The sequence below is a fragment of the Arcobacter venerupis genome (assembly GCF_013201665.1).
GTDB classification, from domain to species: domain Bacteria; phylum Campylobacterota; class Campylobacteria; order Campylobacterales; family Arcobacteraceae; genus Aliarcobacter; species Aliarcobacter venerupis.
In genome coordinates, this window is sequence record NZ_CP053840.1 from 2,834,649 (window position 1) to 2,855,363 (window position 20,715).

Here is a 20,715-nt window from a genome sequence, read left to right on the forward strand (position 1 = left end):
GGAGAACCTCTAAAGATTTTTATTTAGAATCTGGTCTTGCAGTATCTATTGAAGATTCTGGAAGTTGTGGATAAGAAATATCTGGTTTTACACCTTTTAGTGTTTTTAAGAAAGTAACTATTTCATTTGCATCAGAATCTGAAATCTCAATTCCTAATTGAACTGAACCCATCTCTTTTACTGCATCATTTAATGCCCAAATTTGTCCATTATGGAAATATGGTGCTGTTTCTGTAATATTTCTTAATGTTGGTGTTTTAACCATTCCATTTTTATCACCTTTAAAATCTCCTATATTCATGAATTTATATTGTGAAGCCACTTGGAATGGTTGCATTGTTCCACCAAGAGCAATTCCTGTATGACAAGTTGTACATCCTTTATCTATAAATAAAGCTAAGCCTTTTTTCTCTTCATCGTTTAATGCTTTTTCATTCCCATTTAAAAAATCATCAAATTTTGATGGCGTTACTAATTTTTTTTCAAATGTTGCAATTGTTGCAGTGATTTTTTCAAAATCTATTTTTACATCTTTTCCATAAGCAGTTTTAAATTCATTTACATATTCAGGAATAGAGTTAATTCTTTGCTCAACAAGGGATGCTGGTGCAGCCATTTCAGGACCTGCTTGAACTGGACCTTGTGCTTGATCAGCTAAATGAGGACTTCTTCCATCCCAAAATTGCGCTTTAAAAAATACTGAATTATATACAGTTGGAGAATTTAAGTGATGTGGATTTGCTGTCCAACCATGACCAATAGCCGCAGAAATACCATCTGCACCACCCAATCCTAGATTATGACAAGTATTACATGAAATAAGTCCACTTTTTGAAATCCTAGGGTCAAAATATAACTTTTTACCTAATTCAACTTTTTCTTTTGTTATTGGATCTTTTTTATCATCAATTAATTTCATTAATTCAACATTAGAACTTGGAATACCAACTAAACCATTATCTTTAGCCTTTGTAATTAATGAACTACTTGCAAACAATGTACTCGCACCTAATAAACATATTGTCAGTGACACTACTTTTTTCATAATTGCTCCTTTAAATTGTTATTTAACTTTAGAACAAATATTATTAAAAGAAAATTAATTTCTATACTATTTTATTAAATATAGTATAATTTTTTATTATAATATAAGATATTTTATATCCTATTTTAAGGCTTTTTACTCATTTTTGTTATATAAATAAGATATAAATTATCTTATTTATATATAAGTTTTAGTTATAAAATAAATTTGAATAATAATAAAATGTGAAAGTAATTGATAGAACAAAAAAAATATTAAGAATGTGTTTATATTTGTAGATAATAAGAGAATCTAATATTATTTAGACTAGGTTCTCTTATTTAATTTTTAATACTAATTGTTGTGGTAAAAGTTCTAAAGATTCTTCAACTAGATTTGTATCACCATGTTCTATAAAATTATCATTATATTCAAATGATGTTACATCTACATTATGGATTTTTTTCTCATTTAAAACTTCTAAAATTGCACTAGCAACTCCACCTTGTTTTTGAGAATCTGAGAATACATACCAATCATTATATTTTTTTGATAATTCAACTAATGTATCTTTATCAATTGGTTTTACAAATCTTAAGTCAAATATTGCAATATCATCTTTATGTAAAGACTCTGTCTCGATAGCCCTGCTAACCCCTGCTCCATATCCAATAAATAGTTTTTTACAACTTCCAACTTTTAGAAGTTCTGCTTTTCCTAAAGTAAATGGAGTTGATGGATAAATTAACTCTTTAAATGCACCTCTTGGGTATCTAATTGCACAAGGACCTGTTAAATTATAAGCAAATTCTAAACCTGATTCTAAAGTTGTATTATCTCTTGGAGCAAACAAAATCATATTTGGTATAAATCTTAAATATGAAATATCAAAAGCTCCTTGATGAGTTTCTCCATCATTTCCAACAATTCCTGCTCTATCCATTGCAAAAACAACTGGAAGATTTAATATACATACATCATGAATAATTTGGTCAAATCCTCTTTGAAGAAAAGTTGAATAAATAGTAATAAATGGTTTAAAACCCTCTTTAGCCATTGCTGCCATTGAAGTAATTGCATGTTGTTCTGCAATTGCCACATCCCAAAACCTGTCAGGAAACTCTTTCATAAGTTTATTAATTCCTGTACCACTTGGCATTGCAGCAGTTACACCAACCACATTTTCATGATTTCGTGCCAATTCAAGTAAGGCATCAGCAAATACAGCAGTAGCAGCTTTTGGTGCTTCTTTTTTAATAAATACACCATCTTGAATATTAAAAGGCCCAACTCCATGCCAACATTCATGTTGTCCCTCAGCAATTGGATAACCTTTTCCTTTTACAGTTCTTGCATGAACAATTACTGGTTTTCCCATTGCTTTTGCTATTTGTAAAGTGTCAATAATTTCAGCAATATCATGTCCATCAATTGGACCTATATAATCAATTCCCATCTCTTCAAACAAAATCCCAGGAGTTATTAATTTTAAAGCTTCTTCCATTCTTTTTGCTATGTAAGTTGTGCCTTCTGGCATATTCTTTTTAATAAATTTATCAACTTTTCCTTTGAATCCTTGATAATATTTTCCTGCAAGAAGTTTTGATAAATATTTTGAAATAGCTCCAATTGGTTTTGCAATTGACATCTCATTGTCATTTAGAATAATTACAACAGGAAGTTTTATATCCCCAAGTTCATTTAAAGCTTCATAAACCATGCCAGCAGTCATTGAGCCATCTCCAATCATAACAATTGGAACTCTGTTCTCTTTTTTTAAAGCGATTGCTTTAGCAGCTCCAACAGCTAAAGATATTGAAGTTGAACTATGTCCAGCTACAAAATAATCAGCAGGACTCTCATTTGGTTTTGTAAAACCACTAAGTCCTCCAAATTGTCTTACAGTTTCAAACTCTTCCCATCGTCCAGTTAAGAGCTTATGGGGATAACATTGGTGAGAAACATCGAAAATAAAAGGATCACTATATGCATCAAATACATAATGCATTCCAAGAGTTAACTCAACAGCTCCAAGAGTAGACGAGAAATGTCCACCCTTTCTTGATACCACATCAATAATTCTATCTCTTATTTCTTGTGATAGTGTTTCTAACTCTTTTACTGATTTATCTTTTATTTCCATTTATTTAATACTTTATTTTAATTTTTCTAATACTTCGTCTAATTGTTCAAATACTTTTGTATTTTGCTCATTTTTCCCTATTGTAATTCTAATTGCATTTTGTCTATATCCAGTTAGATCTCGAACAATTACTCCTCTTTCAAGTAGTTTTTGTGCAACCGTTTTTGATACAAATTTATCACCAAATTTAATTGTAATAAAATTTGTATAAGAAGGAATATATTCAAAACCTCTTGAACTTGCATAATCTTCATATCTTTTCATCTCTTCGAAATTTTTAGTAATACATTCAGTTACAAACTCTTCATCTTTTAAAGCTTCAATTGCAGCTGCAAGTGTTAAAGTTGTGATATTAAAAGGAGCTCTTAATTTATAAAAAGTATTAATAATTTCAGGTTGAGCAATACCATATCCAACTCTCATTCCACCAAGTCCATATGCTTTTGAAAATGTTCCTAAATATATTGAATTTGGGAAATTTGCAATTAAATCTTTTGGTACAATTCTTTTGTTTTCATCTTTAAATGCAGCAAACTCTTGATAAGCACCATCAACTACAATTAATGTTTCTTTATCAACTGTTTCTAAAAAGGCATAAACATCATCTCTATCCAAACATTCACCTAAAGGATTGTTTGGTAAACATAAAAATATTACATCTGCTCCATGTTCTTTATATAATTTAGAAAATTCTTCAAGATTATGTTGGTCATCTTTTGTTTTAATTATTTCAGCACCAGTTTGTTTTCCATAAATCTCATACATAGCAAATGTTGTGTTTGCCATAAGAATTTTTGAGCCTTTTTCACATTTCGCATGAACACAAAACTCTAAAATCTGATCACTTCCAGAACCTATAATTACATGTTTATTAGTTACATCAAATTTATTTGATAATGCCTCTTTCAATTCATACATTGAATCATCAGGATAAACCGACATGCTCTCAACTAAGTCTTTAATCTTAGCTACAACTTTTGGACTAGTTCCATAAGGATTTTCGTTTGAAGCTAATTTTATAACATCTTTTGGATTAACACCATATTCTCTAACAACTAACTCAATTGGTTTTCCAGCTTCATAAGTTGTAACATTTTCTAATACTTGATTAAATTGCATTTACTTTTCCTATTAAATTTTAAAATTAAATATCGTTTATCTCTTTTACATAAGAACCAAGAACCTTAATACTTGATTCATGTTTTAATAATACCTTTTTAACGTTTTCATCATCTTTATGTCCGTCAAAATCAATAAAAAAAATTGAATTTCCCTCAACAATATGTGATTTTATTTTAGTTAAATTAATTCCAGCTTCATTAAAATCTGTTAAAAATTGTACTAAAACTCCTTGTCTGTCAGGAAATTTTACTAATATTGAAGTTTTATCATTTCCAGATGAAGCATTTTCAAAATCACTAATTATAAAAAATCTTGTTTTATTATTGTCTTTATCTTCAATATTTTCAAATAATATTGGTAAATTATGTAATTTTGCTCCAACATGTGGACAAATTGCAGCACTTCCTGGTTCATTTGCTGCAATCCTTGCTGCTTTTGTTGTAGATTCTATTGGAATTAATTCCACTTCATCTAAACCAAAATTTGCTAAAAATTTTCTACATTGTTCAAAAGCAATATCTTTTGAATAAATTCTTTTAATATCACTTACTTTATCACAAGTAGTTGCTAAAGTATGATGAATATCTAAAACAACTTCAGCAATAATTTTTAAGTTATATTTACTAAGACAATTTATAGTGTCTGTTACAATCCCATTTGAAGAATTTTCAATTGGAACTACTCCAAATCTCACTTTTTTTGTATCAACTTCTCTAAAAATTCCACTAATTGAGCCAATAGAAATATAAGAACTCATTGCACCAAATCGCCCTTCTGCTGCTTGATGAGTAAAACTTCCCTCAGGGCCCAGATATGCAATATTTTCTGGTAATTCAATATTTCTTGAAATAGCAAAAATCTCTAAAAATAGAGCTTCAATTGCACTTCTATTTAGAAGTCCATCATTTTCAATATTTATTTTTTCAAGTCTGTCAATAATTGATTTTTCTCTCTCAGGTCTATAAATTGCTCCACCACTTTTTGCTTTTAAAGCGCCCACTTCATGAACTATTTTCATTCTTTGATTAATTAATTCTAATAAATTATTATCAATACTATCAAGTTTGTTTCTTAGTTCTTTTAATCCCTCTTCACTCATAAAAAGACCTTTTACCTAATTATTTTATAAACTCTTCTTCTAAAGCAATTATATCTTCAAAAGTTTCTCTTTTTCTAATTAATCTATCAATTCCATTTTCTACTGCAATTTCAGCAACTCTTCCTCTTGTATTGTAATTGCTAGCCATTGTAAATCCATAAGCTCCAGCACTGTAAATTGCTACTAAATCATTATGTTGAGTTTTTGGTAATTGAACATTTTTAGCAAAAAAGTCTCCACTTTCACAAATTGGTCCAACTAAATTACAATCTGAAAACTCTTGATTGTCATTTAAAACTTCAATTCTATGATAAGCATTGTATAAAGATGGTCTAATTAAATCATTCATTGCTCCATCAACAATAACAAATCTTTTATTTCCATTTACTTTTTCATATAAAACTTTTGTTACAAATGTTCCAGCATTTCCAACCATAAATCTACCTGGTTCACAAATTATTGTAATATCTAATCCAAACATATTATCTAATACAGATTGTGCATACTCTTTTGTATCAATTAAAGTTTCATTATCATATACAATTCCTAAACCACCTCCAATATCCATAAAAGATAGTTCAATTTTAATTGCTTTTAAATTTCTTACTAAATCAGCAACAATTTTTACTGATTCTTTAATTGGCTGTAGTTGAGTTAATTGAGAACCAATATGACAATGCATCCCAACTGGTTCTAAATTTTCAGAATTTTTACATTGAATATACATTCTTTTTGCAGTATCAATATCTACACCAAATTTATTTTCATGAAGTCCAGTTGAAATATATGGATGAGTTTGAGGGTCAATATTTGGATTTACTCTAATTGATATTCTAGCAACTTTTCCTAATTCACGCGCAATTGTTTCAACTCTATTTAATTCAGCATCACTTTCAACATTTATCATTAAAATATCAAGATTTAAAGCTTCTCTAATTTCATCATCAATTTTTCCAACACCAGAAAAAATGATTTTATAAGGAGCAATCCCTACTTTTAAAGCACGTTTCACTTCACCAATACTAACACAATCTGCGCCTGCACCTAAATCTGCTAAATGTTTAATTACAGACAGATTTGAATTTGCTTTTACAGCATATGCAATTAACGATTTTCTTGCTCTAAATGCACCTTTTAACTCTTCATATTGTTTTGTAATATGGTCAAAATCATACACATAATAAGGCGTTTGATATTTATTTGCTAACTCTTTAAAATTTATACTCATTATAATAATTATCCTATATTTAAAATCTTAATTTAAAATTTCATTAAATTTAAAAGTAAAATCTTTATTCTTCTTATTCTGATAGTAGTCAGAAAGTGGAGATTTTGAGTGAAGTTCAAGGCGGAAGATAGATTTTAAATAGGAGCTTACAAAGGTAAGTGAGTATTTAAAATTTATCTTCTAACGCAGAACTTCGCCAAAAGCTTACGCTTATTGACTATTTTTCTCCGTTCCAAGCGATTGTTGGTTTACCCTCTTCGTCGAATTTTACTGCTGGCATACCCATAATATTGTATCCACAATCAACATAATGAATTTCACCAGTTACAGCACTACTTAAATCAGAAAGTAAATACATTCCAGAATTTCCAACTTCTTCAATAGATACATTTTTCTTTAATGGTGAGTGAGCTTCATTCCATTTTAACATAAATCTAAAATCACTAATTCCAGCTGCTGCTAAAGTTTTAATTGGCCCTGCACTAATTGCATTTACTCTAATTCCATCACGTCCAAGATCTTCAGCTAAATATTTAGTTGTCATTTCTAAAGCTGCTTTTGCAACACCCATTAAATTATAGTTAGGAATATATTTTGCTCCACCATAATATGTTAATGTTAAAATTGAAGAGTTATCAGATAATAGAGGTTTTAATTCTCTTACAACTTCAATTAATGAATAAACAGAAACATCCATAGCAATATCAAAAGCTGCTCTTGAAATGTCATAAAATCTTCCAGATAATCCCTCTTTTGGAGCAAAGGCAATTGAGTGAACAATAAAATCAATTTGTCCTAAATCTTTTTCTAAAGACTCTTTTAAAGCTTTAATTTCTTCAGGATTTGATACATCACAAGGATATACTAAGTCAACACTGCCAAACTCAGCAGCAATTGGTTCAACTCTTTTTTTCAAAGAATCATTTAAATAAGTAAAGGCAATTTGAGCACCTTGATCAGCACATGCTTTTGCGATTCCATAAGCTATTGACTTATTATTTGCAACTCCTAAAATTACCCCTTTTTTACCCTTCATAAACATCTTATAAATCCTTTGTATTTTCTAATATTTGTATAAAATCTTCTTTTTTCCAAGAAGCCGTTCCAATTAAAACGCCATCAACATTTGCTATTTGACAAATTTCTCTAACATTTTCTACTTTTACACTTCCACCATATAAAAGCGGTTTTGAAATCTTTTCTTTTATTGCATTATGAATGTTTTCAATATCTTCATTTGTTGCAGTTACCCCTGTACCAATTGCCCAAACAGGCTCATAAGCAAGAATTAGATTTTCATAATTTGTATCAATTTCATCAAACTGCCCGTAAATATACTCTAGAGTTTTTGGTAAACCTTGATTTTTTATTTCTAATGGCTCACCAATACAATAGATTATTTTATAACCTAACTCTTTATAAAATTCATATTTTTTAGCAATCTTATTTTGAGTTTCACCCAAAATATGTCTTCTTTCACTATGTCCAATTAAAATAGTTTTAATTTCAAATTCATCAAGTTGAGATGTTCCTATTTCTCCTGTAAATGAGCCAGAAACTGTTGCATACGCATTCTGAACTCCGATAAAAAAAGTTGGAACTGTTTCAAAGTAATCCAATGAAGTTGCTGTTGGAAAAACATAAACTTCATTTTTTATTTCATTTGATTTTAGATAATCATTCACTTCATTTATAAATAAAGCTGTTGATTTTCTCGTATGATTTGTTTTGAAATTACTAGCGATAATTGCCATTAATTATCTTCCTCAATTACTAATGCTTTAACACCTGGAAGTATTTTTCCTTCGATTAGTTCAAGAGAAGCTCCACCACCCGTACTAATAAATGTCATTTCGTCTTCATCACCTGTAATTCTTACAAGGTCAGCTGTATCTCCTCCTCCAACAACAGTTGTTGCAAAAGAGTTAGCAACTGCATGGGAAATTTTTGTACTTCCTTTTGCAAATTTATCCATTTCATAAACACCCATTGGACCATTCCATAAAATAGTATTCGCATCTTCTAAAGCTTCTGAAAATAACATAGCAGATGCAGGTCCAATATCAAGTCCCATCCAATCTTTTGGAATTTCTTGGATTGTCACAATTTTTGCAATTGCTTCTGCACTAAAACTTTCAGCTGCAACAACATCAACTGGTAAATATAATTTTACACCTAAAGTTTTTGCTTGATCCATTATTTTAAGAGCTTCAGGAATTAAATCTTCTTCAACTAAAGAGTGTCCAATTTCATGCCCTAATGCTTTAAGAAATGTAAATGCCATTCCTCCACCAATAATAATTTTGTCAACTTTTGGAACTAAATTATGTAAAGCTTCAAGTTTTCCTGAAACTTTTGATCCACCAACAATTGATATAAATGGTCTTTTTGGATTGTGTACAATATGATGGAAAAATTTAATCTCTTTTGCCATTAAAAAACCAGCTGCTTTATGCTGCATATCAAAATATTTTGCAATTCCTTCAACAGATGAGTGAGCTCTATGAGAAACACCAAAAGCATCATTAATATACACTTCTGCCATCGAAGCTAGTTTTGCACTTAATGCTTCATCATTTTTTGTTTCACCTAGTTCAAATCTCATATTTTCTAATAATAAAATTTCACCAGCTTTAAGCTCTTTTGCCATTTTCATAGTTTCATCACAAATAATACTTGGAGCCATTTTTATGTCTTGTTTTAAAAGAGTATGTAATCTTTTTGCAATTGGCTGTAAAGAATATTTCTCTTCAAATCCACCTTTTGGTCTCCCAAAGTGTGAAGCTAATATAACTGAACAATCATTGTCAATACAGTATCTTATAGTACTTAATGCACTTCTAATTCTTCTATCATCAGTAATATTATTGTACTCATCCATTGGAACATTAAAATCACATCTAATAAAAATTCTTTTACCAGATATATCAATGTTTTTAATCTCTTGTAATTTCATTGCTAACCTTATTTATTTGCCACAAAAACAGCCATATCAATCAATCTTGACGAATAGCCCCACTCATTATCATACCAACTCATAACTTTTATCATATTTCCACCGATAACTTGTGTTAAATCTGATGCCACAATTGTTGAATTTGTATTTCCAACTAAATCACTTGAAACCATCATCTCATTATCAACTGCAACAATTCCAGCTAACTCTTTTGCTTTTGATTCAAATAAAGCATTAATTTCTTCTTTTGTTGTGTCTTTTCTAATTATAAAGTTTACATCTACCATAGAAACATTTGGTGTTGGAACTCTAACGCTTTGTCCATGTAATTTTCCATCAAGCTGTGGCATAATTAATTTCATAGCTTTTGCTGCACCTGTAGATGTGGGAATCATATTTTGAGCCCCAGCTCTTGCTCTTCTTTTATCTGATTTATGTTTTACATCTAAAATATTTTGATCATTAGTGTATGAGTGAATAGTTGTCATTAAACCTTTTTCAATTCCAAAAGCATCATCAATAATTTTTGCTATTGGTCCTAAACAATTTGTTGTACAAGATGCATTTGAAACTATTGGCTGTCCAGCATAAGTTGACTCATTTACTCCTAATACGAAAGTTGGAGTATTATCTTTAGCAGGTGCGCTCATAACAACTTTTTTTGCTCCATTGTCAATATGAATTTGACATTTTTCTAGTGTTAAGTAAGCGCCTGTACATTCAAGGATAACTTCAGCTCCACAATCTTTTGTAAAAGTTAACTCAGCTGCATCTCTTGTTGAGTAAAGTTTTGCATTAACTTTCCCCATTTTTAGATAACCATTTTCAACTTTTACATCACCTTGAAAAGTTCCATGAACAGTATCATACTTTGTAATATATTCTAACATTTCTAAAGATGCTGTATCGTTTATTGCAACTAATTCAACATCATCTCTTGTTGCGATAATTCTTGCAACACATCTTCCAATTCTTCCAAAACCATTTATTGCAACTTTAATAGCCATTTGTTCCCTTTAAATAAATCTAATTGTAGATATTTTATCGAAAAATTGCTATAATAATATTTAAGTATATTACAAAGGTTTTAATTAGGTGCGAATTGCAATATTTGGTGGAAGTTTTGACCCTATACATGTTGCACATGTCATAGTCGTAGAAGAAGCATTAAAAACACTTAATATCGATATGATGATTGTTGTTCCAACATATTTAAATCCTTTCAAGAGTAGCTTTTACTTAGATCCAGAAACTAGATTTAAACTACTAAAAAAAGTTTTTAAAAACTTTGATAAAGTTCAAATCTGTGATTATGAAATAAATCAACAAAAAACTAGCTATTCAATCGATACAGTTAATTATTTAAAAAATTTATATAATCCCTCAAAAATTTATTTTATAATTGGTGAGGATAATTTAAAATCTTTAGATAAATGGCAAGAGATTGATAAACTAAAAGAACTTGTAGAATTTGTAGTTGCTTCAAGAAAAGGTTTTGAAAGTAAAAAAGCAAAAGAGTTTAAAAATTTGGATGTAAATATAAATATTAGTTCTACCTCTTTAAGAGATAAAATTGATTTAAATTATATTCCAAAAGAAATTAAAGATGATATATTAAATCTTCAAGAAAAAGGTAAAAGTTTTTGAATACTAGATTAGAAAACATTAGAAAAATATTAGATGATAAAAAAGCGGAAAATATAGAAATTATTGATTTAACATCAAAAGACTATATAGTTGATTATGTTGTAATTGCTACAACATTAAATTCAAAACATGGATTTGCATTATTAAACTACTTAAGAACTGATTTAAAGCCAACAGGTGAAGAATTTTTAAGAGTTGATGAAGATGACGAATGGACAATTATTGATTTAGGTGATATGTTCATTCACTTAATGAGCGAGAAATATAGAGATAAATACTCATTAGAAGAGTTCTTATCTGAATTAGTTACAAAAGAAAAATAACACACCAGAGAATTACTTCTCTGGCGTTGCTCTTAACAATTTGTTGTAATTTGATGCAGCATCTCTTGCTCCACCCATATTATTTGTATAAATAGCATAGGCAATAATTATTACAGTTATTGTCAAAATCCATTTCATTACATTTGCTCCTTCGCCTTTATTCCAAGTAGACTTAATCCAACATTTATGCTTAATGCTGCCATTGCTAAAACTTTTAAATACATACTCTCTTCATTACTTCCAATTACTTTATGTTCGTTATAAAACTTATGAACACTTGAAGCTAATGAATACAAATATTCAGTTATTTTTTGCATATCTCTTTTAGTAAATGCTTCAGTTAATATTGATTCTAGTAAAAGTGATTCAAATACTAAATTTAAGCCATCTTGATTTAAATTTTTAAAATCAACGTCTTTAATATTATCAAAAGAAGTTTCTGATTTTTTGAATACTTGATTTATTCTAGCATGTGCATAATTAATATAAAAAATTGGATTTGATGAATCCTGATTTTTTAGCATATCAATATCAAATTCTAAGTGAGTATCACTTTTTCTTGTTAAGAAAATAAATCTTAATGCATCAGCACCAATTTCTTCTGTGATATCTGACATCAAAATAACATTACCAGCTCTTTTACTCATTTTGTATGGTTCTCCACCTTTTAATAGCTGAACCATTTGAGATAAAATTACTTCTAATTTTGATGAGTCATTTCCTAAAAATTCTATAGCTGCTTTTACTCTTGGAATATATCCATGATGATCAGCACCCCAAATATTTATATATCTGTCAAAATTTCTATCATATTTATTTTTATGATAAATAATATCACCTGCAAGATATGTAGGAATTCCATTATCTCTTACAACAACTCTGTCTGAATCATCTCCAAATTGAGTTGATTTTAGATAAATTTTTTCATTTTTTTCATATAAAGAACCATTTTTTTCTAATACTTCTTTTGTAGAATTCCAAGATGAATATAAAGATTTTTCAGATACAAAGTTATCAAACTCTATTCCTAAATCTTTTAAATCTTTTATAATAATTTCAAGTACTAAATCTTTTGCAAAAAATGCAATATCTTTAAATTTATTTTCATTATAAATAATATCTTTACCAAATTTTTCTATTACTACATTTGCAATATCAATTAAATAATCGCCTCTATAGTATGTTTCAGGATATGTTACATCTTCTTTAAAAATAAAATCTCTTGCGGCTAGGGATACTGATAAACCTAATAAATCCATTTGAGCACCAGCATCATTTATATAATATTCAGTTGTAATATCAAAACCTAGATATTTTCCAACTCTAGCTAATGAATCCCCTGCTATTGCACCTCTTGCATGACCAATATGTAAAGGACCTGTAGGATTTGCTGAAACATATTCTAATAAGATTTTTTCATCTTTTTTTTCTTGTTTTGCAAATTCATTTTTGTTGTTTAATGCAGTGTCAACCAAAGACTGTAAAAAAGATGATGATAATTTAAAGTTAATAAAACCTTTAACTGCCTCAACTTTTTCGAACATATCAGAGTCACTTAATTTTAAAACCAATTCATCTGCTATAACCATTGGAGATTTTTTTAATTCTTTTGCTAAAGAAAAAGCAACAGGTGTTGCATAGTGACCAAAAGATATATCTTTTGGTTTTTCTAATACTATATTTGTATTTAATTTTTTTTCAATAAATTCTTTTACTAAATTTTGCAATAGTTTCTCTTATACTTGTTTTGTTTCGTTTTTATCAACAGTTGTTGTTTCTGATTTTTTTTCTATTTCATCAGCTTTTTTATTTTCTGCCACTTCATCTTCATCATCTTTTATTGCTTTTTTGAAGTTTTTAATACCTGAACCTAAACCTTTAGCTAATTCTGGTATTTTTTTACCTCCGAATAACAACAATACAACTAATGCAATTATTAACCACTCCATACCACCTGGCATACCCATGATATATCCTTATATTGATTTTGTATTATTATAACTACATAATACTTAAAGAAATTATATGAGTCTATTTTATGAAGAAATGCATTAGCTTATATCCTCCGCCTGCAGCAAGTATAGTTCCAACTAAATTAAATGTAATATTTATTAGTGCTAAATAAATTGAAGTACCAAATAATAGATATGATTCAATAGCAAAAGTTGAATAAGTCGTTAATGCTCCTAAAAAACCAGTTGTTAGAAAGGCTTTTAAATTAACTGAAATTGTATAATTTGAAAAGTATGCAAATAGTATCCCAATTATAAAAGAACCTATTAAATTAACTAAGAGCACTCCTAAGGGAAAATCTAGAGGGAAAAATCTATTTGTAAAATGTACAGCATATGCTCTTGCAATTGAACCTAAAAATCCTCCAAGTCCAATTGCTAAGACCATAGACCAATTAAGAGACATAATTATTACACTCTTTCTTAAAAACTTCTTTCATGTTTTCTTCGGTTTTTTCAAACCAATCTGTATTTTTATCAGCTTGTATTGGTTCTAAATATACAACTTTTACAATGCCTGGAGTTGCTAACATTTTTTTAGAATCTACTATATTTCTAGTATTAAATAAAACTATTGGTTGAACTCTTAAATTAAATTTATTAGCTAAGATTTTTGCACCTGGTTTAAAACTTAACATTGATTTCCCATTACTTCTTGTTCCTTCAGGAAACATTGCAATTGGTCGTCCTTTATCAAGTCTATCTTTAGCTTCTTTTAAAAGATTAATTATTCCAGCTTTATTTTCTCTATCAATACTAATCATTCTTGGAGCTTTTATTATATGGCCAAAAAAGAATAAATCAGTTATTTCTTTTTTTGCAACCCAAGCTAAATCTCTTGAGTGTATATATTCCATTACAATAATGTCTAGTAAAGATTGATGATTTAATAAAATCATGTCACAAGATTCATCTAGTTTTCCCTGTGTTTCTAGTTTTATTCCTAAAACATACATTTGAAAACTCATCCAAACTTTTATTACTTTGTGAGTATGATTTTTAAATATATACATTAAAACAACTGTAATTGCAACAGTGATAGAAAATTGTATAAATAATATAAGTCCTCTAATTCGTGCCAAAACTCTCTTCCTTTATCCAACCTATGAAATCACTATCTAGGCCTAGAACTTTCATAAATCCATTCTTTTTCTCTAATATTTCAACTTTTTGTTCATTTTCTAATTTGAAGAAAATAGTTGAATTTTTCGTAGGTAAAATATAAACAAAAGAATCTTTTTTAACAATGCCTCTGCTATTAGGCAAAAAATACACAATTGAAAGAACAAAGAATACTAATGAAATAATTAAAAGTAATTTTTTTCTTTTCCACATAAATAAAAGTAAAAATAAAACAAAACATATTAGTAAAACTACTTTTTTATATCTTTCAAAACTTGAATCATTTGGATTTAAATCTGTTTGTGTACTAACCAATTCATTTTGTAAAATCAATGGTATTATTACATCTTTAAAGCTTTTTGTTTTACTATTATAATAAGTAATAACAACTTTCTTTTTATAAATTGGAGTTACAAAGTAGTAAACTAAATTTTCTTTTTCTTCATAATCTTTTATATTAGAAACACCTTGTTCATCAATATCTTTGATTTTAAAATCTTCTAAGTTTGAGTTTACAGCATCCACATCAATAATTGTTAAAGCCTCTTTATTATTATACTGCTTTGTTTTGTAAGCTTTTAGAATAAATTCATCTGCAATTACTCCTGAAAATCTTTCATCACCTTTTGCAATATCAGAATATCTAATTGTTGGAGCTGATAATTCGCTAACATCTATTAAAGCGCCATTATTCATTAATCGCACACTAATATCTGGGAATTTGAAACTTCCTTGTTTTACTTTAAAATAGTAACTATTTTCATATGTATCATTAGATATTTTTTTCCAAGGATTATTCGCATTTAAAATTGTTATATTAGAAGAATTGGTAAAAGTGGTAGCTAATTCATCAAAATTACCAGTAGTAATTAAAGCCTTAACAATTACTTCAAATTTTTGATTTTTATATACATTTGTAGGTATTTTATTATATGATAAATATAGATTCTTTGAAGCGAAAAGATTCACACATAAAATAATATTTAATAAAATAACTAATTTTAATATTCTTTTCATTTTACTTTTTACAATATGAGATTAACTCATTATTGTAAAAAACCCTTCAACATATTTACACCATCAATAGAACCTAATAGTTCTTCAATAGCACGTTCTGGGTGAGGCATTAAACCAAATACATTTTTCTCTTTATTACAAATTCCTGCAATATTTGATATAGAACCATTCATGTTAACTAAACTTCCATCTTTATCACAATATTTTAAAAGAATTTGATTATTTTCTTCTAATTCTTTTAATCCATTAGCATCTATGTAATAGTTTCCATCATGATGAGCAACTGGAATATTAATAATTTGATCTTTTTTCATTAAAGATAAAAATCTATTATCCGTGTTAATTACTTTTAAAGTGTGATATTTTGAAATAAAATGTAAAGAATCATTTCTTTTCATAGCACCAGGTAACAATCCAGCTTCTAATAAAATTTGAAATCCGTTACAAATTCCTAAAACTTTTCCACCATTTGCTGCATACCTTTGAACTGACTCCATAATATTTGCAAATCTTGCAATTGCACCACTTCTTAAATAATCTCCATAAGAAAACCCACCAGGAATTACTAATAAATCTGTATCTGTTGGAATATTTTTCTCTTTATGCCAAATAATTTCTACAGTACATCCTAATTGCTCAAATGCGTATTTTGTATCATATTCGCAATTTGTCCCAGGAAATTGTAATACTGAAACTTTCATAATTAACCTACTATTTCTATATCATAATCTTCAATAACTGTATTAGCTAAAAGTTTTTGGCACATTTTAACAACTTCTTCTTTTGCACTTTTTTCATCAGAAGAGTTTAATTCTAAAATGATTTGTTTACCGATTCTTACATCTTTAACAATTTCTTTAAAACCTAAAGTATCTAATGCATGATGAGTTGCTTTACCTTGATCATCTAATACACCTTGTTTCAATGCTACATTTACGATTGCTTTCATTTATTACCTTCAATTTATATTTTTTGGGATTATATCTAAAACTGCCTTATAGCAGTTTAGACTCCTAGAATATAATAATATATTCTAGAAAAATTATTTACTTAGTCTATTAAGAATAGTTGTATATCCACTTAAAATTTTGTCTTTTAATGTTTGTGGTACATCTACATCTAATTTTTCACCAGCTTTAAGTGCTTTTGAATTCTCTTTCCAATTATTTGCTTTTCCAAAATCTCTTAAAATTTGTTTATCCATTGAGATATAATTTCCTGAATCAAAATCTTCTTTTGATATAAATCTTGAACTCTCAGGAGTTAGAACTTCATCTCCAAGAACCCATTCACCTTTTTGGTTAACAAAAATTTCAAATTTAGTATCAACAACAATAATACCTCTTGCATATGCAAATTCAGTAAAATCTTTAAATAAATTTTCAAGACTTGAAGCAATTTCTGGGAATTTAATTCTTACTGTATCAGAATTTAATGGTTCGTCTTTAATACCTTTTGTAGTTGGTGTAAAAATTGGTGTTTCAAATTTATGCCATTGTTTTAAACCTGAGGGTAAATTTAAACCATATGGATCTAAACCATTTTGACAAGCATCAAAAAGTGAACCAGTTAAATAATTTCTAAAAATCAACTCAAATTGAACTACATCCCCATCAATCTCAGCTTCTAAAGGTTTACATAATTCCATAAGTTGACATCTTGGAGCAATTGCCAATGATGGATCAACTGTTTCTGATAAAATTGCTGTTCTAATTCCAGCTTCTTTTGCAAATGCTGCTCCATTATTAGAAATAGCAGTTTGAGAAACACCTTTCCCTTCTATTTCAAGATTTAATGGAATATCAAATACAGAACATCTATCACTTCTAACTAATAAAACTTTTGGCTCTACTCCTGGACAAGTATAAAGATCTGCATTTTTACCAATATAAAATAGGTTATAACCTAAATCTTCTAATTGAGAAATTCCTTTTTTTGTTGTAGTTTTCTTTGATTGGGGCCAAAGACCAAGTGCAACAATTTCACTTATTTTCATCAACGCTCCTAATTATTTATTCATTATTATTAGACTTTTTAAAATTGCAATAGAAGTATTCAATTGATTATCTCCTAGTACATCTTCACCTGTAATTACTTTTTTAGTTTCATTAGCTATTACTTTTTCTTCTTTTTTTGTATCATCAACTTTTGCAAGTTCACCTTCAAGATGTTTTTTCAAATCAGCTTCTTTTATTTTGAATTTATCTTCATCATCTTGAGTTACTTTTCCAGCAGTTACGACAACGTCAGGGGTAACACCAACAGCTTGAATAGTTCTGCCACTTGGTAAATAATATTTTGCAATGGTTAATTTTATATTTTCAGTTCTATCATTATCAATTGGTAAAACAGCTTGAACTGAACCTTTACCAAAAGTTTTTTCTCCAATTATTACTGCTCTTTTATGGTCTTGTAAAGAACCACTTACAATTTCAGATGCAGAAGCTGAACCTTCATTTACAAGTACTACTAAAGGTAATTTAGTTTTTGTTTTTGAAGGTGATGCATCAAATTTCTCTTCATCTTCAGCATTTCTTCCTTTTTGAGAAACAATAACACCTTCATCTACAAATAAATTTACTACTCCAATAGCTTGAGATAGTAATCCTCCTGGATTATTTCTTAAATCTAAGATATAACCTTTTACATTTTTATTAGTAGATATAATTTTTTCTAAATCTTCTGTTACTTTTGTATCAAAACTTGAAACTCTTAAATACATTAAATCAGTATTTTCAATTGTTTTTGAAAAAACAGATTGAATTTTTATTATGTCTCTTTTCATTTTTATTTCTAAAGGTTTAAGTTCACCTTTTCTTACAAGAGTTAATGTAATATCTGTTTGTGCATTTCCTCTCATTAAAGAAACTGCTTCATCTAAAGTCATATTTATAGTTGATGTATTATCAATCTTTAAAATAATATCAGAAGCTTTTACACCTGCTTTAAATGCTGGAGTATCATCAATAGGTGAAATTACAGTTAATGCACCATCTCTCATTCCAACTGTTATTCCTAATCCACCAAATTCACCTTGAGTCTGAATGGCCATCTCTTTTGAGGCTTTCTTATCTAAATAAGAAGAATGGGCATCTAATTCTTGCATTAAACCTTTTAATGCTTTATCCACAATCTCTTGTAGTTTTATGTCATCAACATAATACTTTTCAACTGTACCAATAACTTTTGTTAATTTCGACAATGACTCAAATCTTGATTGTTCTGATACTACTTCCTCTTTTGCAAAAAGATTTTGCGAAATAACTAGAGCAAGAGTAGAAGTTAATAATAATCTCTTCATATTTTTAGTAACCCTTATAAATTTATAGAGAAATATTATACAAAAAGTAAGATAAAAGTAAGATTTTATCAAAAATTTTGTACCATATCAACTACTTTTCAGAAAGGTTATTAAAATGAGTATAAAAGAGAATGTAGATTATGTTAAATCAGAGCTAACTAGCGAAGAGAAATTTTTAGAGAATTTCGTAAAAGGTGAAAGGTTTTTTAAAAAATATAAAACATTAATCATTGCATTTATAGTAATTATAGTAATAGGAATTATTGCTTTTTTTATTAAAAATAATATAGCAGAATCAAATAAAATTGAAGCAAACATTGCTTTCAATAAAGTACTTGAAAATAGTAAAGATAGTAAAGCGCTAGAAGTTTTAAAAGATAAAAATCCACAACTTTACAATGTTGCATTGTTTTTACAAGCACAAGATGAGGGAAAAGCTATTGATATTAATGTTCCGATGTTAAAAGAATTGGCTAAATATCAAACTGCATTAACAAATAATGATATTGCACAATTAGATAATTTATCAATGCAAAATGATTTTTTATTAAAAGAGTTTGCTATTTTTAATAAGGCACTTCTTTTAACAAATGAAGGAAAATTTAATGAAGCAAAAACAACTTTGGCACTGATTCCTCAAACATCAAAAGCCTTTGAACTAGCTAAATTATTAAACCACTATCTACTTACAAAATAAGGAAAAACTATGAAATATCTTCTAATTTCATTATCTGCTATATTTCTATTTACAGCTTGTTCAGGAAAAAAATATTTTGAACCTGAAGATGTAAGTAGTAATATAGAATTAAATAAAGAGTCTATGTCTTCATCAATAACATCGATGAATAAAATTGGTGCAACATTAGAAAATAAAGAAATTATTACAAATACAGGTATTTCATCTTTTAAATTACCTGAAAATTTTGATTTTTTAAATGTAAGTGCAGACGGAAAAATCATTGCAACAAATTATATTGATAAAATTTTAATTGGCAATGAAGAAAAAGCTGTTAAAGATGTAGTTGTTGCTGCATCTTTAAAAGATAATAAATTGGCATTAGTTTATTCAAATAACACTATTGAATTAATTGATATTAATACAAATAAAACTCTATTTAAAGAGTATTTACCTGTATCAATTGCAAATGATACAAGAATTACAAATCCATATTTTATGGGTAATTTAATACTTTTCCCAACTTTAAATGGAAAGGTTGTAATTGTTTCAGCAACAACAAATGAATCAGTTAGAAATATATCTGTTGATCCAGATAGTCAATTTAACAATATTATTTCTTTAAATGTAATTGAGAGTTCACAAACTCTAATTGTGGCTAGTCCAAACAAAGTTGTATCGATTTCTCCAAAAGAAATTCTTTCAAAAAATTATGAAGTTAGAGATATTATTGTAAACAAAGATGATATTTACTTAGCAACTATTGATGGTCAAATTATTAAGTTAACTCCTAGTTTAGTTGAAGTTGCTAAGAAAAAATTTAAATATGCAAAAATTCATGCTTTAGCATATTCAAACTCATTGTATGCAGTTGAATCTCAAGGTTATTTAATAAATTTAAATCAAGATTTTAGTGACTATAAAATTTATGATTTTAGTTTTGATAATAAAGAAAGAATGATAGCAATTGGGGATAAAGTATATTATGATTCAAAATATATTACTTTGCCATAATTAATAGTAAAAAAATTTAAAAAGGGATATT

The 20,715-nt window shown here is 28.1% G+C and carries 23 protein-coding genes; 4 read left to right on the forward strand and 19 right to left on the reverse strand.

What is annotated here, in order from left to right; translation table 11 throughout:
• Positions 1–19: 19 nt before the first annotated feature.
• The 9 genes from AVENP_RS14065 to gap all read right to left on the reverse strand — a co-directional run bounded on the left by AVENP_RS14065 (position 20) and on the right by gap (position 10,579).
• Positions 20–1,045, reverse strand: a complete 1,026-nt coding sequence (locus AVENP_RS14065) for a cytochrome-c peroxidase (protein ID WP_128360007.1) — start codon at positions 1,043–1,045, stop codon at positions 20–22.
• A 316-nt stretch (positions 1,046–1,361) separates the two neighbouring features.
• Positions 1,362–3,167: a 1-deoxy-D-xylulose-5-phosphate synthase gene (gene dxs, locus AVENP_RS14070; RefSeq protein WP_128360008.1), complete on the reverse strand. Its 1,806-nt coding sequence runs from the start codon at positions 3,165–3,167 to the stop codon at positions 1,362–1,364.
• Positions 3,168–3,179: 12 nt separating this feature from the next.
• Complete coding sequence (gene hisC, locus AVENP_RS14075; RefSeq protein ID WP_128360009.1) at positions 3,180–4,286, reverse strand: histidinol-phosphate transaminase; 1,107 nt, start codon at positions 4,284–4,286, stop codon at positions 3,180–3,182.
• A 25-nt stretch (positions 4,287–4,311) separates the two neighbouring features.
• The gene (pheA, locus tag AVENP_RS14080) at positions 4,312–5,388 is read right to left on the reverse strand and encodes a chorismate mutase (RefSeq protein ID WP_128360010.1); all 1,077 of its coding nucleotides are present in this window, start codon (positions 5,386–5,388) and stop codon (positions 4,312–4,314) included.
• 19 nt (positions 5,389–5,407) lie between these two features.
• Positions 5,408–6,616 carry a diaminopimelate decarboxylase gene (gene lysA / locus AVENP_RS14085; protein WP_128360011.1) on the reverse strand — a complete coding sequence of 403 codons (1,209 nt, stop codon included), beginning with the start codon at positions 6,614–6,616 and terminating at the stop codon, positions 5,408–5,410.
• 217 nt (positions 6,617–6,833) lie between these two features.
• A complete protein-coding gene (fabI, locus tag AVENP_RS14090; RefSeq protein WP_128360012.1) occupies positions 6,834–7,658 on the reverse strand; it encodes an enoyl-ACP reductase FabI in 825 nt (274 codons plus the stop codon).
• A 1-nt stretch (position 7,659) separates the two neighbouring features.
• Complete coding sequence (locus tag AVENP_RS14095) at positions 7,660–8,370, reverse strand: triose-phosphate isomerase (protein WP_128360013.1); 711 nt, start codon at positions 8,368–8,370, stop codon at positions 7,660–7,662.
• Positions 8,370–9,572, reverse strand: a complete 1,203-nt coding sequence (locus AVENP_RS14100) for a phosphoglycerate kinase (RefSeq protein WP_128360014.1) — start codon at positions 9,570–9,572, stop codon at positions 8,370–8,372. The genes AVENP_RS14095 and AVENP_RS14100 overlap by 1 nt, the downstream gene beginning before the upstream one ends.
• Positions 9,573–9,580: 8 nt before the next feature.
• A complete protein-coding gene (gap, locus tag AVENP_RS14105; RefSeq protein WP_128360015.1) occupies positions 9,581–10,579 on the reverse strand; it encodes a type I glyceraldehyde-3-phosphate dehydrogenase in 999 nt (332 codons plus the stop codon).
• A gap of 88 nt (positions 10,580–10,667) precedes the next feature.
• Between gap and nadD the strand changes: the two genes are divergently transcribed.
• Complete coding sequence (gene nadD, locus AVENP_RS14110; protein WP_128360016.1) at positions 10,668–11,219, forward strand: nicotinate (nicotinamide) nucleotide adenylyltransferase; 552 nt, start codon at positions 10,668–10,670, stop codon at positions 11,217–11,219.
• On the forward strand, positions 11,216–11,542 hold the full coding sequence (gene rsfS, locus AVENP_RS14115; RefSeq protein ID WP_128360017.1) for a ribosome silencing factor: 327 nt from the start codon (positions 11,216–11,218) through the stop codon (positions 11,540–11,542). The genes nadD and rsfS overlap by 4 nt, the downstream gene beginning before the upstream one ends.
• A gap of 12 nt (positions 11,543–11,554) precedes the next feature.
• Here the strand turns inward: rsfS and AVENP_RS16035 are convergent, their stop codons facing one another.
• The 10 genes from AVENP_RS16035 to AVENP_RS14160 all read right to left on the reverse strand — a co-directional run bounded on the left by AVENP_RS16035 (position 11,555) and on the right by AVENP_RS14160 (position 18,994).
• Entirely contained in the window at positions 11,555–11,680 is a 126-nt protein-coding gene (locus AVENP_RS16035; protein WP_268907628.1) for a hypothetical protein, read from the reverse strand.
• Positions 11,680–13,269, reverse strand: a complete 1,590-nt coding sequence (argS, locus tag AVENP_RS14120) for an arginine--tRNA ligase (RefSeq protein WP_128360018.1) — start codon at positions 13,267–13,269, stop codon at positions 11,680–11,682. Before argS ends, AVENP_RS16035 begins: the two co-directional genes overlap by 1 nt.
• 9 nt (positions 13,270–13,278) lie before the next feature.
• Positions 13,279–13,509: a Sec-independent protein translocase subunit TatA/TatB gene (locus AVENP_RS14125; protein WP_128360019.1), complete on the reverse strand. Its 231-nt coding sequence runs from the start codon at positions 13,507–13,509 to the stop codon at positions 13,279–13,281.
• Between the two features lie 64 nt (positions 13,510–13,573).
• The gene (locus AVENP_RS14130; RefSeq protein ID WP_128360020.1) at positions 13,574–13,960 is read right to left on the reverse strand and encodes a fluoride efflux transporter FluC; all 387 of its coding nucleotides are present in this window, start codon (positions 13,958–13,960) and stop codon (positions 13,574–13,576) included.
• Positions 13,950–14,636 (reverse strand): lysophospholipid acyltransferase family protein, encoded by a 687-nt coding sequence (locus AVENP_RS14135; protein WP_128360021.1) that lies wholly within the window; start codon positions 14,634–14,636, stop codon positions 13,950–13,952. The genes AVENP_RS14130 and AVENP_RS14135 overlap by 11 nt, the downstream gene beginning before the upstream one ends.
• Positions 14,623–15,693, reverse strand: coding sequence for a hypothetical protein (locus AVENP_RS14140; protein ID WP_128360022.1), 1,071 nt, complete (start codon positions 15,691–15,693; stop codon positions 14,623–14,625). The genes AVENP_RS14135 and AVENP_RS14140 overlap by 14 nt, the downstream gene beginning before the upstream one ends.
• Positions 15,694–15,722: 29 nt before the next feature.
• The gene (purQ, locus tag AVENP_RS14145) at positions 15,723–16,394 is read right to left on the reverse strand and encodes a phosphoribosylformylglycinamidine synthase subunit PurQ (RefSeq protein WP_128360023.1); all 672 of its coding nucleotides are present in this window, start codon (positions 16,392–16,394) and stop codon (positions 15,723–15,725) included.
• A gap of 2 nt (positions 16,395–16,396) precedes the next feature.
• Complete coding sequence (purS, locus tag AVENP_RS14150) at positions 16,397–16,642, reverse strand: phosphoribosylformylglycinamidine synthase subunit PurS (RefSeq protein WP_128360024.1); 246 nt, start codon at positions 16,640–16,642, stop codon at positions 16,397–16,399.
• Positions 16,643–16,735: 93 nt separating this feature from the next.
• Complete coding sequence (locus tag AVENP_RS14155) at positions 16,736–17,689, reverse strand: phosphoribosylaminoimidazolesuccinocarboxamide synthase (protein WP_128360025.1); 954 nt, start codon at positions 17,687–17,689, stop codon at positions 16,736–16,738.
• A gap of 12 nt (positions 17,690–17,701) precedes the next feature.
• On the reverse strand, positions 17,702–18,994 hold the full coding sequence (locus tag AVENP_RS14160; protein ID WP_128360026.1) for a S41 family peptidase: 1,293 nt from the start codon (positions 18,992–18,994) through the stop codon (positions 17,702–17,704).
• Positions 18,995–19,109: 115 nt separating this feature from the next.
• Between AVENP_RS14160 and AVENP_RS14165 the strand changes: the two genes are divergently transcribed.
• Positions 19,110–19,691, forward strand: coding sequence for a hypothetical protein (locus AVENP_RS14165; RefSeq protein ID WP_128360027.1), 582 nt, complete (start codon positions 19,110–19,112; stop codon positions 19,689–19,691).
• A 9-nt stretch (positions 19,692–19,700) separates the two neighbouring features.
• Entirely contained in the window at positions 19,701–20,684 is a 984-nt protein-coding gene (locus AVENP_RS14170; protein ID WP_128360028.1) for a hypothetical protein, read from the forward strand.
• Positions 20,685–20,715 lie beyond the last annotated feature (31 nt).

Coding starts and splice junctions, on each gene's coding strand:
- AVENP_RS14065 (WP_128360007.1), bottom strand. CDS start 1,045: ATGAAAAAAGTAGTGTCACTGACAATATGTTTATTAGGTGCGAGTACA.
- dxs (WP_128360008.1), bottom strand. CDS start 3,167: ATGGAAATAAAAGATAAATCAGTAAAAGAGTTAGAAACACTATCACAA.
- hisC (WP_128360009.1), bottom strand. CDS start 4,286: ATGCAATTTAATCAAGTATTAGAAAATGTTACAACTTATGAAGCTGGA.
- pheA (WP_128360010.1), bottom strand. CDS start 5,388: ATGAGTGAAGAGGGATTAAAAGAACTAAGAAACAAACTTGATAGTATT.
- lysA (WP_128360011.1), bottom strand. CDS start 6,616: ATGAGTATAAATTTTAAAGAGTTAGCAAATAAATATCAAACGCCTTAT.
- fabI (WP_128360012.1), bottom strand. CDS start 7,658: ATGTTTATGAAGGGTAAAAAAGGGGTAATTTTAGGAGTTGCAAATAAT.
- AVENP_RS14095 (WP_128360013.1), bottom strand. CDS start 8,370: ATGGCAATTATCGCTAGTAATTTCAAAACAAATCATACGAGAAAATCA.
- AVENP_RS14100 (WP_128360014.1), bottom strand. CDS start 9,572: ATGAAATTACAAGAGATTAAAAACATTGATATATCTGGTAAAAGAATT.
- gap (WP_128360015.1), bottom strand. CDS start 10,579: ATGGCTATTAAAGTTGCAATAAATGGTTTTGGAAGAATTGGAAGATGT.
- AVENP_RS16035 (WP_268907628.1), bottom strand. CDS start 11,680: ATGAAATGGATTTTGACAATAACTGTAATAATTATTGCCTATGCTATT.
- AVENP_RS14125 (WP_128360019.1), bottom strand. CDS start 13,509: ATGGGTATGCCAGGTGGTATGGAGTGGTTAATAATTGCATTAGTTGTA.
- AVENP_RS14130 (WP_128360020.1), bottom strand. CDS start 13,960: ATGTCTCTTAATTGGTCTATGGTCTTAGCAATTGGACTTGGAGGATTT.
- AVENP_RS14140 (WP_128360022.1), bottom strand. CDS start 15,693: ATGAAAAGAATATTAAAATTAGTTATTTTATTAAATATTATTTTATGT.
- purQ (WP_128360023.1), bottom strand. CDS start 16,394: ATGAAAGTTTCAGTATTACAATTTCCTGGGACAAATTGCGAATATGAT.
- purS (WP_128360024.1), bottom strand. CDS start 16,642: ATGAAAGCAATCGTAAATGTAGCATTGAAACAAGGTGTATTAGATGAT.
- AVENP_RS14155 (WP_128360025.1), bottom strand. CDS start 17,689: ATGAAAATAAGTGAAATTGTTGCACTTGGTCTTTGGCCCCAATCAAAG.
- AVENP_RS14160 (WP_128360026.1), bottom strand. CDS start 18,994: ATGAAGAGATTATTATTAACTTCTACTCTTGCTCTAGTTATTTCGCAA.
- AVENP_RS14165 (WP_128360027.1), top strand. CDS start 19,110: ATGAGTATAAAAGAGAATGTAGATTATGTTAAATCAGAGCTAACTAGC.
- AVENP_RS14170 (WP_128360028.1), top strand. CDS start 19,701: ATGAAATATCTTCTAATTTCATTATCTGCTATATTTCTATTTACAGCT.